We start from the raw sequence: 17,606 nt of genomic DNA on the forward strand, positions 1-17,606 counted from the left end.
AATGTTATGAGACAATGATTTTTTTAAACAGGAGGTTGTAATGTTAATACTCGCTATAGTTTTATTTCTTGCTGCAGTAGTTTGTGGTTTTTTTCTTTTGACCGCGATATTGCAAGATAGGCCGGTTAATCAAAAAGTAAAAGCCCTTCATGGAGTTTTTGCAGGACTAGGGCTACTCATTATGATTGTATACATGCTTACATTTATGTCAGGTCAACCTTCCCTCCTTATTGCAAGCTTGGTTATCTTGATCGTGGCTGCATTAGGTGGATTAACCTTGGTTACGCTCGCCAGGAAAGGGAAACCGCTCCCTAAATTAGCAGTATTAGTTCATCCAATCATTGCCATTGCCGGATTAATTGCTTTGATAATCTATGTCATGCCCTAAATTATTCGGGTTCAAACCTATTTTTTAACAGGCGTTCACGAAGAGATTGAACCAGTGCTTCTGGTGCTTTCTCTGGTGAGCCTGAATTAAAAGGCGGCACAGGATCATATTCCAAACCAAGTTGTATGCTTTGTACTACGTTTTCATTAGCAAGTTTTGCAGCAAGATATAAAGCCATATCAATACCCGCTGAAACGCCAGCTGCTGTAATGATTTTTCCATCTTCAACAAACCGCTTGTGGGTTGGTATTGCCCCCCAATTTTTTAATCGATTCATTACTGCCCAATGAGTGGTCGCATTAACTCCCGATAAAATCCCTGCTGCGCCCAAGATCAAACTTCCAGTACAGACCGAGGTAGTCCATAACGTATGTTCATGAGTTGCTTTAACCCATACAAGAATTTCAGGAAATTCACGCAATGCGGTTGCATTACCAGCCCCTGGAACCAACAGAACATCAGTATGCGAAATATCGGTTAATGCATGCTCAGCAATCAAAGTAAGCTCGGAGCATGTGCGTATTGGTCCGCTATTTAAGGCAACCCTCTGCACCACAACTTCTGGCAAACGACTTAGTACCTCATAAGGACCAATTGCATCCAGAGCAGTCATTCCTTCATAAAATAAAAAAGTAATATGCAGTGGTTTATGCATTACTATCTATCCCTTCTTAACAAATTGAGATTTTAATTTCATGGCGCCAATTCCCTCAATTTTACAATCGATATCATGATCACCATCAACCAAATGGATGTTTTTTACTTTAGTACCAACTTTTACTACTTGTGATGACCCTTTTATCTTGAGATCTTTAATTACTGTCACTGTATCCCCGTCTTGGAGAATCTGGCCATGCGCATCTTTGATAATTCGCTGCTCATCATGTTCATGTTCTTCTGCTTCATTTTTTGCCCATTCATAGGAGCATTCTGGACAAATAAATTGATTACCATCTTCATAAGTATATTCTGAATTACATTTAGGACATTGAGGTATCTGGGACATATTTTTTTCCAATTCAAAAAATTAATAATTAGGATCTGTTGATAACAGTATACCAAAAACCCTTAATTAGTCTCCTATAACAGTAATAACCAGATGACGTTTTTGTGATTGATAGCGATGTTCGTAAAGATAAATTCCTTGCCATGTCCCCAACGCTAATTTTCCACTTTGAATGGGAATGGTTAAGCTTGTTTGAGTTAACACAGTACGAACATGTGCAGGCATATCATCTTTACCTTCAATCACATGTTGAAACAAAGGATCGCCATCAGGAACTAATCGAACCAGGAAATTTTCCAAATCCATACGAACCTGAGGATCATAATTTTCACAAAGCATCAAAGAAGCACTGGTATGTTTGAGAAATAAATGGCATAAGCCCTGTTGTATTGTGGCTTTTGCTAAAATATTTTTTATTGGATCAGTTATATCCTGCGTGCTGCGGCCTGGGGTATTAAAAGAAATGGGAAATTGTTCAATTTTCATAGAATTCAACTGATTAAGTGTGTTCGTTTCTTTTTAGGGTTCCGTTACATTTCTACTATCTTGGCACAAACTATTCTGATTTTCTGCGCTTCAGTACCCAGAAACTGGCGAAATATAAACAGACCCTACTATCGCAAAATTTACGCTTCGATTCAAAACAAATCATCAGGTGCTACCACACTCCCCATAACCCTAAGTATTTTATGTCTTGATTTATCCCCGCGCTGTAATTCAACTTTTCTTATTGGCACCTTAAATATCTGCGCAATGTACTTCAACAATGCTTTGTTGGCACGACCTTCAATTGGCGGAGTATTTAAACGAATTTTAAGTTCACCCTCATGAATTCCAACAATCTCTGTTTTTTTGGCACCTGGCTGAACATATAAATGAAGGGTTAAACCCTCAGCATCCTGTTGATACCACACGGTATAATTATTCCTGGAATTTTTTTAATAGAGCAAATTAAATGATTTATTGATGGCTTACAAGATAAATCAGAACGAAAAAGTGTAGGCGATTTCCTCGCTATTGTTTTCACTTCACTTCATGTAAGCTACGTCCTACTCCCACGACTTGTTCCTGGGAACCCCTCAAAGCGATAAACAATCTGCCTACGTACTGCGGCTTTATGCGCGGTATCCAGAACGCTCTTGAGTCACTTTCAGAATCTTTTGCTACATTGTGCTCTATAGATACCGCGCATAAAGCGCAGTACGTAGACATTTATTAAAGACATCTCTTTTATGACCAACTTTGGATTCTGCAGACAAACCTTGAACAATAGAGACATTTGTGTCCTACTTAACTTCGCATTTATACAGGTTAAATCAAATTAATTTAACTTGAGAGGCTCATGGAGCTCACAACCTTGTCCACACTTTCTAAAGTACTCGCATAAGTCTTATCGAGCAATTTGATATCATCTTCCAATTTACGACGGTTAAGTTCATCCATTTGTTCTTTTGTTTTTTGCATTTCCTGGGTATGAGCGAAAAATGAATCAACATGAGTCGCAATACTCGCCCCATTTTTTCCAATTTGAGATTGAAACCATGATTTCACTTTAGGAGCAGGACTCTCTTTAGTGATTAAACGCACAGGAAGCTTTCCATCGCTCAACGCTTCGGAAAGATTATCTCCCGCTTTTTCTAATCGCTCGAGTAAGCTGGGATCATCGGTTGCAATAGCATGACGTATGGTCGCATCCCGAATGATGGTAAGCATTTTCGTGTAGTTTTCTACCTTGCCTTTTGCTGCACTTTCCAAATTTTTTTTGGCTATTGCATAAGCTAATTTATCACCATCAAAAACAATACGTGCATCTTTAGCAAAAATGTCCAATATATCGGGGCGTCCTGTAGATAGAATTGCCCCCACAGTTGTTTGAGTAGCTTCAGGACTTTTATTTTCAAAACTAAGATCAGGATGTTTTGCAATAAATTGAATTAGGTCTAATGGTGGAACCAGAGCAAGAACAACTCTCATAAGAAGTGTCCTGCCATTGCTATTCACTGCATTCACCAACTCAGGATGGTCGTTAATCAGTGTTTTAACATGGTCATATTCTTTTTTACTTACAGCTTCCCATAATGCATCTTCATAAATTGACGGCATTTTTTTCTCTCCCTATCATAAAAAATTGGTCTGATTATACCAAAAAAAGGCATACTGTCATATAATATTCCGATGATTAGGCAAAATGTACTACAATGCCAATCCAAAGCATAGAATTAAGTCATAGAGTGTTTTCTTAGACCGGAAGGCAACTTTCAAAATGCTCGACCAAAACTTTATCACAAAACATATCCATTCGTTTTACACACAATAGATTGTAGCCTCTTGTGCAGAGGGGGGAGCGGGGGTGGAGATGCGTGTGGCATTTGCCTTGGGCGGGGCATGTTGATTTGGCGGCTATAACCCGTCTTGATGAGGTGAGAACGGCCGATCTCACGCAGTTGCGTGAACACTTAAACCCGCCAACAATAGCGCATGGTATGTTGATGTAACCACCTGTTGAACTTATTTGTAATGAGCTTTGTTTAATTTTTTGCTTTGGATTCGCATTACATTCCCACACTGTTTTGATGGTTATTTTGGAAATGAAACATTGAGGCAAGGTTATCTTTTACATGATGCAAGGGTTCATAATCAATGCCTAAATCACATGCATCACAAATTTTTTGAATATGTAATGGGTTCGCTTTATCAAATCCCATTGATTTTGCATCTTTAATAAGAATTTCGATTTTTTTTATTCTTTCTGCAATGTCAGGCTCGACTTCTTCATGTAAGTCACTTAAAACACTGGATAACTCTTTTAGTGCGGATTCATAATTGCGTTGTTTTTCCGGATCAAACTCAATAAGTTCAGTCTCATCCCTTATAGAGTTTATAAAAAATCGATATCGTTCCACATGTACTGACTTTTTAGAAGCTTCGAGCTCATGCTGTTCCGTACTTATAAACTCCATAGTAGGTTTATTGGATTCTGCTTCGGTGTTTTGCTTTTCAGGTAAATGTATCGTTTCAAGTTTTTCACCTTCAGAAACCTCGGGCTGATGCTGTTCTACTTCTACAAGCTCAATAGCAGGCGTACTTGGTTTTCCATCAATACCTTGCTCTTCAGAATCAGAAACATTGGGTTTCGAAGAAGATTCAGAGCCCCTATCAAGAGTTTCTTGTAACAAATTATCTGGAGTCGCAATCATGTTCTCACGCTCTTGTGGGGCAACAAACATTTGCTTCATTAAATTTACATTGAGGTCAAAACGTTTTTTTGCTTCCTCTGATAATACAGGTTTAATAATTCGTGCTATGGTTTCTAAGTCTTTATTGCATGCGCTTAATAAAATTTGGGTCGCTTCATAACGTTCAACTGTTTTTAATTTCTCTTGATACTCTTGTAATCGAATCAACGTCGCATCCAACTGGTTGATTTGTTCTTCATTCAGTTCATCAACAGGGCATTTTTTTAATTCATTAATGATTAAGCTCAAACTGCTGTCTATATCTTCTAAAGCATGAACATGTGCATTTTCATATTGAGTAGTTAGCATCTCCATCTCTTGCTTCCACTCAGTGTTAATTGCTTGACTTTCTTTTTCAAAGGTTTTGACAATTTCTTGATGTTCTTCATAAATCATGTGCAATTGTGGCGATTCGTGACGAACCTCTTCAAAAAAAGCCTCGAGAGCTCCTTGAGCTTCTTTAAGTTTTTCTTGTTTCACCTGATACTGTTGTTCAATGAGCTCTAACTCTGATGCGGCTCCATCCAATAGAGTCGCCTCAGGATACTCCGCTTCCATTTCATTTTTTATTGCAATTAATTTGTTATAAAGTGTTATCGCCTTTTGTTTTGTTTCTTCACGAATATTTTCATCTTGGGAAATTAAGTTTAATGCCTTATGCATCAAGGTAATATGTTCCTCATAAGATGTATCAATGAGTTTAATTTGTTTTACATGATGGATGTGAGTAATTCGTTCCATTTCCTCTTCATAATATTGATACAAACTCATATTCGTTATGCCATAAAGTGATTTTTCCCATTCTGATGTAGGAAGAGGTAATGGTTTTACTGCTTCAGATCGAAGTATTGATGCTTCCTTTTTTTTGGGGATAAACACAAAATTCTGTAAATTTGCTGCTGCGGCCTGTGCGTGCTCTTTTTCAATTGCCTCAAGCAAGGCAATTTCTTTTGTCAATAAATCTTTATCTTTGAAAAGCTCGCGAATGATATCAAAACGACCACTAACTGTCAGAAAAAAGAGCAAATTATGTTCGCACAAGTGCATAAATTCATTAAAAATTTGTTCGTTTTGATGAATTACATCATTTTTATTTTGAATCGCATTAAGTCTTCTGAGCCACCCTAAATAAGAAACCAAAAGGGGATAAGTTGCCTCAGATAACTCACGTTGTTTTAGGATTAAATCACTTGGATTGCCCATTACCCGTTTTAAATGTTCATCTGGTGATATATGAAGGATTCCCATCATTCACTACCCGCTTTGTGACTATATTTTATCAAAGTATAGTATTTTTTATATTTACTGCATTTATTATGATTAATATGTAAATTATTTGACAGAAAAATAAGGGAGATAGCTGAAGAAAATAAAAGGGCAATTGACAGTTCAGTGCCGCACGTTTTTGGGAAGATAATTCATCAGGCAGTAGCTCAAGCATTTAGCATTGGTAATTTCAAGATCACGAAAATAGGTTATTTCTTTTGAATAAAAATCAAAGGTTTCCTGAATTGCTTCAAAATACCCTTTAATAACCACTGAATAGCGCATTTTTGCTGTGTAGTGTATCTCAAGTAATTTAGAATATAGGAAAGTAATTTCATAAGCACATTGTGTATGTGCCGTTAAAGCAACATCAAAACAATTTGCTTCAAGTAATTTATTTTTTAGCTTATTGATGTTGCCGAGTATATTGGAAAGGTAAAAGTTAATTTTTTCCATTTCTACTTTATAAACCCCACCTAATACATCAGGTATGGAATGCATTATTTCACGTAAGAAATTTAAATCCGCAATGTAATTTCCTAATACATTGCTTTTCTTCATTTCGACAAATCGTGCTTGCCATTCTACTAAGTGCATCACAATACGTTTATATGCAATCAGTTCTTTTTCTTTGGAATCATCTACGGTAGGGAATTGATTATTAGCTTTCACATGTTCTATCTGTCCCATCACCATAAAACATGCATTTTTTATATCTTCAAAAGTTAATGATTCAAAATTATTTGTTTCAATTTTTTCACTAATCGTATCAATAACCTTTACAACATCTGGAGATAACATTGCCGTTCCAAATTTCAGCATCACCTAGATCTGATTATAGTTCAATATTTAAACAAAAAAGGAACTCGCATTTTGAATATTTGTGATACTGAGCGGATCGCTTTCCAAACTCGCTGCAGCAGAGTTTAGAAAGAAGCCTAAGGCATGGAACATTTCTGTAACTTAAGTGGCGCTTTTACCCAGCACTACAAATTTATTACATAACAAATTCCGCTGTTTTGTTTACGTGCTCCAATCGTTCAACTTGTGGATACATGACTTCTGACGATGTCGTCGGTTTCCGTGCTATTTGGGAAACAGGTTGCGCTTTTTGTTTCATTTTAATGTTAATGGCCGATAGCCGCTTCTCAAATTCCAAGAGTTCAGATGGATTAGTAATTCGCATAACATACATCCCACTTTTTTTCTCTTCTTCATTAATTTTCTCATTGAGAAATGCAACTTGTTGTTTCAGGGACTCAGCTTGCTCTGCTATCTCTTGACGCAATTTACCCAGCTCAGCAGCTAGTACACCTTGTTTCTTTTCAATATCCGGACGGAATGCATCGGTTAAATTTCTCCCGGGACTTCTTAATAACTCATCAAATTCCAAACGCCAGTCATCCATATCTTCCGGAGTAAAGACATGGCTTGCTACATAAGAAGAAATCTTCCCCCAAACAGTTTTTGGTTTCATTCCTTCCACTATCCGCCCATGCAAATCCATAAATCTGATTTTTAAAAGGATATCCTGAATTTTATCGATTTCTTCTGCTTGGAGATCAGGAAACTTAAATGTTTTGATTAACTCTCTATCGAGAAAACTATTGTGGACTTTTTCAGAAAAGGAGCTTAAATCTTTAGGCTTTTGATCTGCTGCCCATTCTTTTAAAACCAGAATTTCATTGACCTGATCCTGAAATTTCTTAGGAAACTGTTCCACATCCGGCTTTATTTTTGCTCCAAATTGAAGCAGAGGTAATTGCTTTTTTATTAATTGGTCAAAAGCTAAAAGTTGCTCATTCGCTTTGACTAGTCTTACTTCTAAAACTTTTCGCTCTTCAGTTAGCTCATGGGCACGAGAATTATATTGGGTAAAATTATGGAGTAAAGGATGCGAACCAACACCTTTGATCACCAAATCAAAATAATCGCTAAAACCATTATGTCCTTCTTTAAGCCTAACCTCTTTCACAGCAAAGCCATTTAATCCATTAAGTTTTTCTTTAAGATTATCCGCCTTACGTGCCAAAAACTTACTTGTATTAAGTAATTCCTTATGATCTTGGCTAAATTTTTCACAAATATTGCGAACCTCTCCTCGCAGACGAATTGCAAACTCTTGCAACTTAGAACTTTTTCTCGTCAAATCACCTACTTTATTCGCGAGAAAATAATGCATTTCATAAAATCCATAGAGCGTGTTATTTTCAGCTTGTATTGCATTTAATGCGTGCTTAATCGCCTTCCATTCATCATTTTTTTGTAAAAGAGGCTCTTCCCCTTCAATAACTTGAATCGCAGAATCCAGTTTTTCTTTCATCACTTCATAAAGAGCCTCCTCTTTACAATCATGTATGAAATCAGCATCCAGCTCATTTTCATTGGAACTCATCGCCGCTAATCCATCAAGAGTAGCTAAAGTTTCTTTAATTAAAGTATGTGTATTCTTATGGAAGCCAAAAGAGAATATCCATAAACCCTCCAGCTGCGCTTCATGTTTTGTCAATACCTTATACAAGTGCTTAATCGCACTTTGCCTATCAGATAACGTCTTGGCATCTTTTAAAATGTGGGTAGCATTCAATATGGCATCCGCAGCAGTAGTAACGGCAAAACGCTCAAGCAAATATCCTAAGCCGCGGTGTTCTTTCATAGCCCAAGATAGAGTGCTTTCCAAATCGTCAACAATTTCTGCCGCCACTTGATCCAAATAAATTGTTTTTAATTCCTGCAACTCCGTTGTTTCTTCAAACCCGGCTTGTTGATACACCATTAACATCTCTTGAATTATTGGTTGCATGGCATATTTTTCAGCAAATCGATCTTCAGGCAGATAATTCGCATAATCAGCCAAGAGGTCAATAAGGATATCTAAATTCGTTGCGTGCTCAATTTGCTTAACCAATAATGATCGCGTGGTTTTATTTAAATAAGCGTTATTTTTTATAATACGACTAATGTCTGCAGCAAATAATTTTACTTGGCTTTTAACAAAAGCATCGCGATAAACGCCTACATCACCATCAGCAAACCGCAGCATCGCTCCGTTTACTTCCAATCCAGATTCAACATAACGACGCGTCTTTTTCTTCTGAATAAGCATTTCTTTTTTGCCTTCATGTTCTGCCAATCGACGAAACTGCAATTGCTCGCTTAATGACACACCATCCAAATAATGATAACGCTGCGCATTGATTGAATCTTCAACAATGACAGGCATAACCTTTTCTTTAAAAAATGCGCGTTGCTGACTCCAAATCGAATTGACAGCAACTTCATAGGCAGCTACTGCTTCATCCAGTTCTCTAATTTGTAATTCTTTGCTTACATTACGACGTACATAAGGATTAGCGTATTTTTTCTGCGGATCAGAATGCTCAAGACATTCACCCCATTGGTGGCTTAAAGCAAGAATTAAGTCATCTCTCTGGACTAATAACTCAGCATCCAATGTTCTCCATTCAGATTTTGGATAAACAAGATGTAAAAATTCCTTCCATTCCTGGAATTGCTGTAGAACAACTTGTTGTATACTGGAAACCGTTTGAATGTAATGACGCTCAACCGCAATGTCCTCATTTCGTTGTCTTTTTTGCTGCGCTAATGCAACAAGCATTTTCTTGCGGCCTTCTTCGGACTGATAAAAACAAGATTGTGACAAAAATGTTCCATATTCTTCATAAATTACAATGTGCCTACCTGGTTTATCATTTCCTGCAATATGATTCATAATCTGCTGCGTATCATGAGGGGTATCCAATTCAGTCTGAATCGTCAAAAACCCTTTAGAATGTTTTGTATCAAAAGCAGATATTCGTCCGAGTGCCGAAGTAACAATAGTTAGTGTATTGTTTTTGCCGGACTGATTTTTAATCCAGTTTTCTTGTAACTGGCCAGCATCTTTAAATGCAGCAATATTTTTTTCAGTAAATTGTGCTTTTAGTTTTCCTTCCAGGAATTCTACTTCATGGGCATCTCTAGCAAGGATAACAATAGGTTGCTCATTTTTTGCTTGCTTGATGGCCTCACTAAGAGCATGTAAATGAGCTTCTTTATTTACGGTTTCTTTTGCAATTAATCCTTTAGGTTTATTTTTTTGATGAGGTGGTATTTGACACGCAGCACTCATGTCAAACTTGCTGCATTGCTCGAGTAATTCATCTTGTCTTTCTAAAGCCCTAGAAATACTAATAATACGCCCTTGCTTCTTATAGTCATCAATGAACTCTTTAGTTGAAACAGAATCAACAAGACGCATGTCTGGAGCAATAACGAATTCCCAATCAGGATGTTCTATTTGTAACCGCGCATGCAAAAATTGATGTTCCATAAAAGTTAAACCGCTTTGGCGTGTTTTTTGATGTATGGGAATAGCAAAATGCCGTGCTGTTTTAGAAGGTGGAATAACAAAATCTTCACCTTCAACGAAACGTTGGGCTGCTATAGCTGAATTAATCCACAAATTAAACTTATCCTTGGGTAAATCGTTTAACTGTGCTCTATGCAAACCTGTAGGAGCATACCTGTACAAAAATTCTTTTAGCTGATCTACATCCTTATCTGCACTCCAACTATTACTCGAGTGTAGTGTTTTAAATTGTTCCTGAGTAATAAATTCATTTACTAAAAGATAAATCCATGCATAAGGGCTATTCTCACTACCCTCATCACTCTCAGCCCTCATAGCAAGATTAAATAAAATCCTTTCATCTAATTCTGAAAAATCAGATCCATAAAAAATTAAGTTACTTGATGCAACATGACCATCCTCTTTGTAAGCGGTTAAGTTTTCATTTTCAGTTTTGGCACGAGAGCGATATAACGCAAGGTCACCTATAGTGGAATAGTTTATCCCACCAACTTTATAGGTTCCTTTAGGAGCATCTATCTCAATACTCCTTGAAGCAATACCTAGAGAGACAAAAAAATCTTTGGCATGATTTTTATAACTTTGAGCCATCACATCACGGCTTGGAGCACACACATCAACCGTCCCTCCATCCGCCTCAACCCATTGCATTACGGCAAATAATGCAGCTGCAATACTATTACTTTCCTCACCATCAATCTCCATCAGCATGTTGCTTTGCTGATTTTTTAATGACATTAAAACTGCAATAAGCTGTGTGGTGTCAACAAATTTTCCCGTAGCCCGAAAATATTGTTCACGTAATACAGCAAGTAATCTTAATTGAATTTTTAGCTTCTCATGAGCCTCAAGCTCTGGTTTTCTTAGTGCAACTGATAATTCACTCGGTTTTCTTAGTGCAGCAATCAATGTATCTGATAATTCACGCAATTCAGCGCGACTGATTTTAGTTAAATTTTTATAGACTTTAATTTGTTTCGTCGTCGGCTTATCACCCACAACCAGAGTTAAAGGTTGATTTTTTCCTATCGCATTGATATAGGTAACTTGTTGGGCTAAATCATATTGTTCCTGGCTACTTAAAGAAGCTCCTGCAAAAGTATTTTTAATGCCAGCAATGACTCGTTTCACTTGTGAGGTCTCAAATTGCTCATCAAGAACCTGGTCAGAGTCTTTTAGAACAACATCAAATGCATTTTTTTGAGGAGCGCGCCCTGCTTTTGGATCTTTGTCAAATGCATCAATATAAGCTCTGAGATCCTTAACATAACCATTTAACATTTTGATAAATGGTTCTATCTCTGGGTAAGGCGGATAATCAAATAATGCCACGATTTCCCGTAGATAGTGTTGATTTAATTCAAGCCCTGCCAGCACATCTAATAGGCGATGAATGTTTTTATCGGTTACATGCTCTCCCAATATAAGCAATATTTTTGCCCAATTATTTAAGTCGGAATCTTCTGTAGCTTCCAATTTATTGACTACGTTGTAAAAGCGAGTCAACTCAGACTTGCTGCCTTTGGTGCACGTTTTTATTAATAAAGTAAGCAATGGTACCAATGACTGTACTGTTGCTTTGGTCTGGGTAATTGATGCGATTTTATCAATAACTTTTTGAAGAGTTTGCTCATCAACATCTGGCTCTGATCTTTTTATTACATGAATCAGCGCAGCGAACAACGCTTCAGAATGCTTTGCCTCTCCATCAGTTAACGATTTCAATCCTATCAGTTCTTTTGATTTCAATCCTATCAGTTCTTTTAATGGGAATAAGGATTTCTGGGTTAAATTATGCGTGAATGAACAACGTAATAAGTTTTCATAGGCCTGCTGCCCAAGTTCTTCTCGGTATTTTGTTAAATAAGCAACCTCGCTCAAAGCATCACGTAGCTGCTCCGCTGTATATTTTGGCGTTTCTTTTAATATTGTGCATAAAATAGCTAAGGGCGACGCAACGGAAACCGCTTTTCCTTGACTCAAAACATCCAGTAAATCCTTCATCTGAACTGCAGTTAAAAAAGATTTTTCAGGTGCTATAGACTTAATTCTCTCAGTTAATAATGCAATACACCGGTGAAACTCAATGTTGTTTTCGTTTTTAATACGAGTTAAGGAATTAATTAAGCCATTCACTACATCTAATTGCTGTCCCAGTTCCTGCAGTGACTCATCGATGGGGCGCTCGATATTTAATTCTTTAATTTGCTTAAATAGAAAATTATCAAAATCCTGATTTGTTTGTAATGGCTTTAAAGCGGCAATTAAACTGGATTTATAATTCGCTTCTATTTTAGGTTTCAACACAGACAAGTAAGATTTCTTTGTAAAAAACTCAGCGCCCAATGCTTGAGTCATTTGTATTTTTTCTTGAGGAAATCCAGACAAAGTCCAAGCAAACCACCTGCTACCTAATAAATTCTTAGCTTCACGCTCTGCTTCAGCCAAAGACTCGAAGAGCATTCTTGGGTTAGGGGGGTGTTGATCCAAATAGTACAATACAACATAATGGGAATCCATCCAGGACTCCAAATATCCTTGTAATTTTTCTGGTAAATTCGCAAGCTTACTTTCGAATCGCCATTCCTTATAACTTTGTCTCAGCACGCTAAAAAGATCAATTGCTGTTTCGTTAACTGTATTTTTCCCTACTTTGAGATCAGGTAATTCAGCACAAACAATCTCAAGAATTCCTGCTTTTTGATTTTCAATAGTTGGCAGTACACTCAATTTCTCTTCGGCCTTTGTCACTGAATCAACAGTTTTTATCAGTTGCTCCAATGAAGGCAGACGATAAGAAGCTTCTATATTAATATCAGCGAAAATTGATAATAACTGTCCTCTACGTTCGGGCTGCATGTCATGTACAACCTGTGCTAGAGTTTTTATTTTTATTTCAAATTCGCTATCGCCTTGATCATGTCCTGTACCTTCCGGTATTTCATCATTAAATAATGAAAGGAGTCCCACAAACTGAGAAAGTGATTCGGGTTGATCGTGAAAAAGATCTGGCAGAAATTGATTCAGTTTAGAAGGAGTAACTAAATGCTTTAACAAAATTGGAAAAGAAAATTTCTGAATAGGAACAGTATGTGTCTGCTCTATGGCACAACGTCTTTGATAATTATCGATAACTATTGATGCCGAATTGCTGTATTCGCCCATGAATTTCAAAGCAAGCGAACTCATCTCCAGAAAGTCATGACGTGCTACGTCTGGGGCTTTTGCTTTTTGCATGGGGAATAAGGCCTCAATAAGTTTATTCAACTCATCAGCAGTGGGCATTGATTCCCAATGGCAATGCTCCAGTGCTCCCAAAAAAGCAAGAAGTACTGTCGATAATTGACTGTTTAAGTGTTCGTCAAAATTCTCAGTAATTATAATGAATTGATTCAGCAAACTCTTAACCTGGGTATAGGGCTCTTCTGTTTTAGTGCAAGCCCGCTGCCCCATGGTGATCAAAGCAATTATATTGAGGAGTAATACTTTATTCTGCTTGTTCAGCTTTTGATTGTTACTAATTTCCTGTTCGATTTTTTGATATACATCCAGCGTAAATGCCCATTCTTGCCCACCGATAAAACGATAAAATCGGGATATAACCTCCCCGTATGAAGCATCTAAACGGGTCAGCCATGTATGGATTTCATTTGGCAGTACAGGAACCGTATAATCAAGAGCCTCTGCATGAATGTTGGGCCTTAAATTCATGCGCTGCGATACCAACTGATACTGGTTATAACGACTGGCATGGTAAGCGCCATAGACGTCAAAATCCAATCCATCAAGATAAGTAAGTTGCTCTTCGGGATCACTGCTATTGTTGATGATAAACAATAAGCGATCTAATGCTGGTTTCATGTGTCTAATATTTTTTAAAGCACAAGATAAAGGTAACTTCAGCTTCTTGTTGTCGAGCTGTCTCAGAAAATAGTCATAAGCAGCAAATAACTCATTAAATTCGGCACGGGCGCCTGCTTCTTTATGTTGCTCAACTAAAGAATTCCACCAAGTCCTCTGTTCACTATTTAATTCACTCAATTTTTTAAGGTTTGCAAAACCTTGAGGTGACATGAGTGCAAGATAATTTTCTGGTTTATCCAGAAACATCTTATTAAAATCTTTAAAAAGATCCTTATCATGTAAGGTTTTAAGTTGTTGCAATAAAAGCAGAACACCATCAGCTCCAGTATGAATTAACACTTGAGCCAGACCACGATAGTTAAGATCCGATAAAGGTATCGTCTGTAATAATCTTTTTATCTGTTTCAATTTTGGCGTATCATATCCTGCCAACTCAGACAAGAAAAAAACAAAAGCTTCCCGGCGTCGTTCCGGAGTGCATTTTTCACTCAATAAATAATTAAACTCAGCTTTATAACGTCCTACATTCTCAGAATCTTTTTTCAAGAAACTGAATTGGTGGTAAGAACCAATAATATTGCGGGCATTTACTGGAGGAAGTTCAGGGACAAGCGTCAGAGGAGTTATTTGTTCAAGACGTTGGTATTCTGGTGCATCACTAAAGCACAATACGTTTTTGCCATCCTGAGTTTGTTGTAGATAAAATCCCGCAGGTAAATTTTCAAAAAGCAATCCATAAGAAAACTCAGGGAAATTTCGGATAATTTTTTCCATAGCAGCCGCCTGCACATGGGTAATTTTCCTATCTAAAGCTTTAACTTGATTAACCCCTTTACCTACCAACCTATCCCATATGGAAAGTAATAGTTTGTCTGATATGAAGAATTGGTTTGGATTGAATTGCTTTTTGAAAAAATCCAGCCATCGCCTACTATCTAAACTGGCGCGATCAACCAGCTCGCCTAAGTCTTCCGAGCGTACTTTTTCTGCTTCAACAACAGCACCTACAACCAGCTCCTCTTTTCGTTTTCTCAAGGTTGCCTTTTGGAGTCGTTCCTGTTGAGGATGTTCTTGATGCGATTGGATCTGATATTGCAGTTGCAGATTCATACTGGGACCTTTTGTCCCTTCAATCCAATTCTTTTTCGTTTTTCGTATTTTATTGATGGATGGTTGAAAAGAAATTGATGAGCCAGGTAATTCTGCCACCTGATGTTGAAATTCAAGAGAAAATTTTTGTCGTTTACCCTGCAGATACACATTATCGAAAGATAATTGATAGTGTCTCTGCTGAGGAGGAAACTCGAATTTATAAAGTCTGGGGCGTTCTGGTTTTAAAAGAAACTCAGCCAACTCATTGAACTCTTCTTGGATTAATTCATCACATTCCAAAGACAAAGTAACTTCTTCAGAAATCAACTTATCTTGTTCAAAGGTGATTTCCAAATAAGTGATAAAATCTTTGACATTATTAAAATTATCTTTGCCCACAGTGATTTTCATACAACCATGTCCCCCAAATAATAAATACTAAGACTTTATTATCCAAATAGTGCGCAAATATATCACATTTTTAATGAATAAAATATGAAAGATAAGTCGTAATGACTTGAAAATTTGATTAAAAAACATCTAAAACGGCATTTAAAAGCTGCTGTGTATATGCTTCCTTAGGATTTTTAAAAAGGGCGTCACAACTTCCAAACTCAATTTCTACTCCATTCTTCATGACTAACACTTCATCAGCAATGTAGGAGACTACGCCCATGTTATGGGTAATAAATAAATAAGAAATACCCGTCTCCTGCTGTAACTCCTTTAATAAATTAAGGATTTGTGCCTGCACAGAAACATCTAAAGCACTGGTTGGTTCATCACAAATCAAAACATCCGGCCCTGTTGCCAATGCGCGCGCAATGCAAATTCGTTGTCTTTGGCCTCCAGAAAATTGATGCGGATAACGCTGTAAACTGGTGCTAGGCAAATTGACCTGGTTTAACAATTCCTTTTGCCTTACGTTAATTACGGAACGTTTCATCCCTTGGGCATGCATGCCCTCGGCTATTATTTCACCTACTGTCATTCGTGGATTCATAGATGAAAAAGGGTCTTGGAAAATAATTTGTACTTTTTTTCTGTATTCTCTTAATGAACGTCCTTTTAATGCCAGCACATCATGTTTTTTATAATGTACTTCACCTCCAGAAATAGGTAATAAACGCAACAGAGCTCGGCTGGCTGTAGTTTTTCCGCATCCTGACTCACCTACCAAAGCCAATGTTTTTCCTTGCTGCAAACGAAATGAAAGGCCATCGACTGCTTTAAATATAACTTTATTACGGCTGAATACTCCTTTTTTCTGGATAAAACCAACAGATAAATGATTCACGGTGAGGATTGTTTTTGCTTCAGAAGATGCAACATTCCAAGCTATTTTATTTTTTTGTAAAGGAGGTAGCTCGTCTAAATCAGGATATAAATGACATCGTACCAATTGACCATTTTGTTCTTGTAATTGCGGCTCCTCTATAGAACAACGCTCAAATGCATACATACACCGTGGGTGAAAACGACAACCTGAAGGCATTTCCTCCAAAGAAGGTACAAATCCACGAATCACTGACAACCGTTCCTCACGTTTTGCGAAAGAAGGCACAGAAGCCAATAACTGCTGCACATAGGGATGTTGCTTTACTCGTGAAAAAAAATCATCTACAGAAGATTGCGCCACCACTTGCCCCGCATACATCACACAGACTCGAGATGCCATGGCTCTAAGTACTCCCAGATCATGGGTAATTAGCAGTAAACTCATCTGGTGGTTTTTTTGTACTTTTTTTAGCAATGCGAGGATTTGCGCCTGGATTGTAACATCCAAAGCTGTTGTTGGTTCATCAGCAACTAAAACATCAGGTTTACATGCCAAAGCCATAGCAATGACCACGCGTTGTTTCTGTCCACCGGACAATTGATGTGGATATTGATGAATTTTAACTTCTGGCTGAGACATTTCCACCTCATAAAGTAAAGATAATAATGCCTCTTGCAATTCCTGCTTAGTAAAGGAAGAGTTACACTTTACCAAAGCTTCTGTTAACTGCTCTCCTATAGTCATCACTGGATTGAGTGCCGTCATTGGCTCCTGAAAAATCATTGCAATCTTGCGGCCTCTCAATTGCCGCATCATCTGTTCTGGTAAGTCCAGAATGTCTTGTCCATCCATATGAATGAAACTATCAATTCCATAGACACCGGATTTAGGTAACAAACGCATTAATGCCAAAGAAGTTAAGGATTTACCACAGCCCGACTCTCCCAATAAAACCAAAGTTTCACCAGGATGTAAATTAAAACTGACCTCATCCAGAGCAGATACCGTTTTATGGTGATTTTGAAAAGCTACGGACAATTGATGAATTTCAACACTATTTTTTTGCATATGTTTTCTGTTGAATTAAGCAATACGTAATCCAG

Annotated in this window: 11 protein-coding genes; 2 read left to right on the top strand and 9 right to left on the bottom strand. The window is 37.4% G+C overall.

Annotated features, from left to right (window positions below; genetic code table 11):
* Positions 1 to 40 precede the first annotated feature (40 nt).
* The gene (locus tag A8O27_RS01955; RefSeq protein WP_058460289.1) at positions 41 to 388 is read left to right on the top strand and encodes a hypothetical protein; all 348 of its coding nucleotides are present in this window, start codon (positions 41 to 43) and stop codon (positions 386 to 388) included.
* A gap of 1 nt (position 389) precedes the next feature.
* Here A8O27_RS01955 and A8O27_RS01960 read toward each other — a convergent pair whose 3' ends face one another.
* From A8O27_RS01960 to A8O27_RS01980, 5 genes are all read right to left on the bottom strand, one after another.
* Positions 390 to 1,043 (bottom strand): DJ-1/PfpI family protein, encoded by a 654-nt coding sequence (locus tag A8O27_RS01960; protein ID WP_058460288.1) that lies wholly within the window; start codon positions 1,041 to 1,043, stop codon positions 390 to 392.
* Positions 1,044 to 1,049: 6 nt separating this feature from the next.
* Positions 1,050 to 1,394 (bottom strand): zinc ribbon domain-containing protein YjdM, encoded by a 345-nt coding sequence (locus A8O27_RS01965; RefSeq protein ID WP_058460287.1) that lies wholly within the window; start codon positions 1,392 to 1,394, stop codon positions 1,050 to 1,052.
* A 66-nt stretch (positions 1,395 to 1,460) separates the two neighbouring features.
* Positions 1,461 to 1,880 carry a secondary thiamine-phosphate synthase enzyme YjbQ gene (locus tag A8O27_RS01970; protein ID WP_058460286.1) on the bottom strand — a complete coding sequence of 140 codons (420 nt, stop codon included), beginning with the start codon at positions 1,878 to 1,880 and terminating at the stop codon, positions 1,461 to 1,463.
* A gap of 152 nt (positions 1,881 to 2,032) precedes the next feature.
* The gene (locus A8O27_RS01975; protein WP_058460285.1) at positions 2,033 to 2,308 is read right to left on the bottom strand and encodes a DUF167 domain-containing protein; all 276 of its coding nucleotides are present in this window, start codon (positions 2,306 to 2,308) and stop codon (positions 2,033 to 2,035) included.
* 412 nt (positions 2,309 to 2,720) lie between these two features.
* Positions 2,721 to 3,497, bottom strand: a complete 777-nt coding sequence (locus A8O27_RS01980; RefSeq protein WP_058460284.1) for a hypothetical protein — start codon at positions 3,495 to 3,497, stop codon at positions 2,721 to 2,723.
* 257 nt (positions 3,498 to 3,754) lie between these two features.
* On the opposite strand from A8O27_RS01980, the gene A8O27_RS19270 reads away from it, so the two are divergent.
* The gene (locus A8O27_RS19270; protein ID WP_259293076.1) at positions 3,755 to 3,889 is read left to right on the top strand and encodes a hypothetical protein; all 135 of its coding nucleotides are present in this window, start codon (positions 3,755 to 3,757) and stop codon (positions 3,887 to 3,889) included.
* Between the two features lie 57 nt (positions 3,890 to 3,946).
* On the opposite strand, the gene A8O27_RS01985 is transcribed toward A8O27_RS19270, so the two are convergent.
* From A8O27_RS01985 to A8O27_RS02000, 4 genes are all read right to left on the bottom strand, one after another.
* Positions 3,947 to 5,881 carry a hypothetical protein gene (locus A8O27_RS01985; RefSeq protein WP_058460283.1) on the bottom strand — a complete coding sequence of 645 codons (1,935 nt, stop codon included), beginning with the start codon at positions 5,879 to 5,881 and terminating at the stop codon, positions 3,947 to 3,949.
* A 138-nt stretch (positions 5,882 to 6,019) separates the two neighbouring features.
* Entirely contained in the window at positions 6,020 to 6,697 is a 678-nt protein-coding gene (locus A8O27_RS01990) for a hypothetical protein (protein WP_058460282.1), read from the bottom strand.
* 196 nt (positions 6,698 to 6,893) lie between these two features.
* Positions 6,894 to 15,635, bottom strand: coding sequence for a hypothetical protein (locus A8O27_RS01995; RefSeq protein ID WP_058460281.1), 8,742 nt, complete (start codon positions 15,633 to 15,635; stop codon positions 6,894 to 6,896).
* A gap of 118 nt (positions 15,636 to 15,753) precedes the next feature.
* On the bottom strand, positions 15,754 to 17,571 hold the full coding sequence (locus A8O27_RS02000) for an ABC transporter ATP-binding protein (protein ID WP_058460280.1): 1,818 nt from the start codon (positions 17,569 to 17,571) through the stop codon (positions 15,754 to 15,756).
* Between the last annotated feature and the right edge of the window lie 35 nt (positions 17,572 to 17,606).

The sequence above is a fragment of the Legionella bozemanae genome, assembly GCF_001648595.1.
Lineage (GTDB): Bacteria > Pseudomonadota > Gammaproteobacteria > Legionellales > Legionellaceae > Legionella > Legionella bozemanae.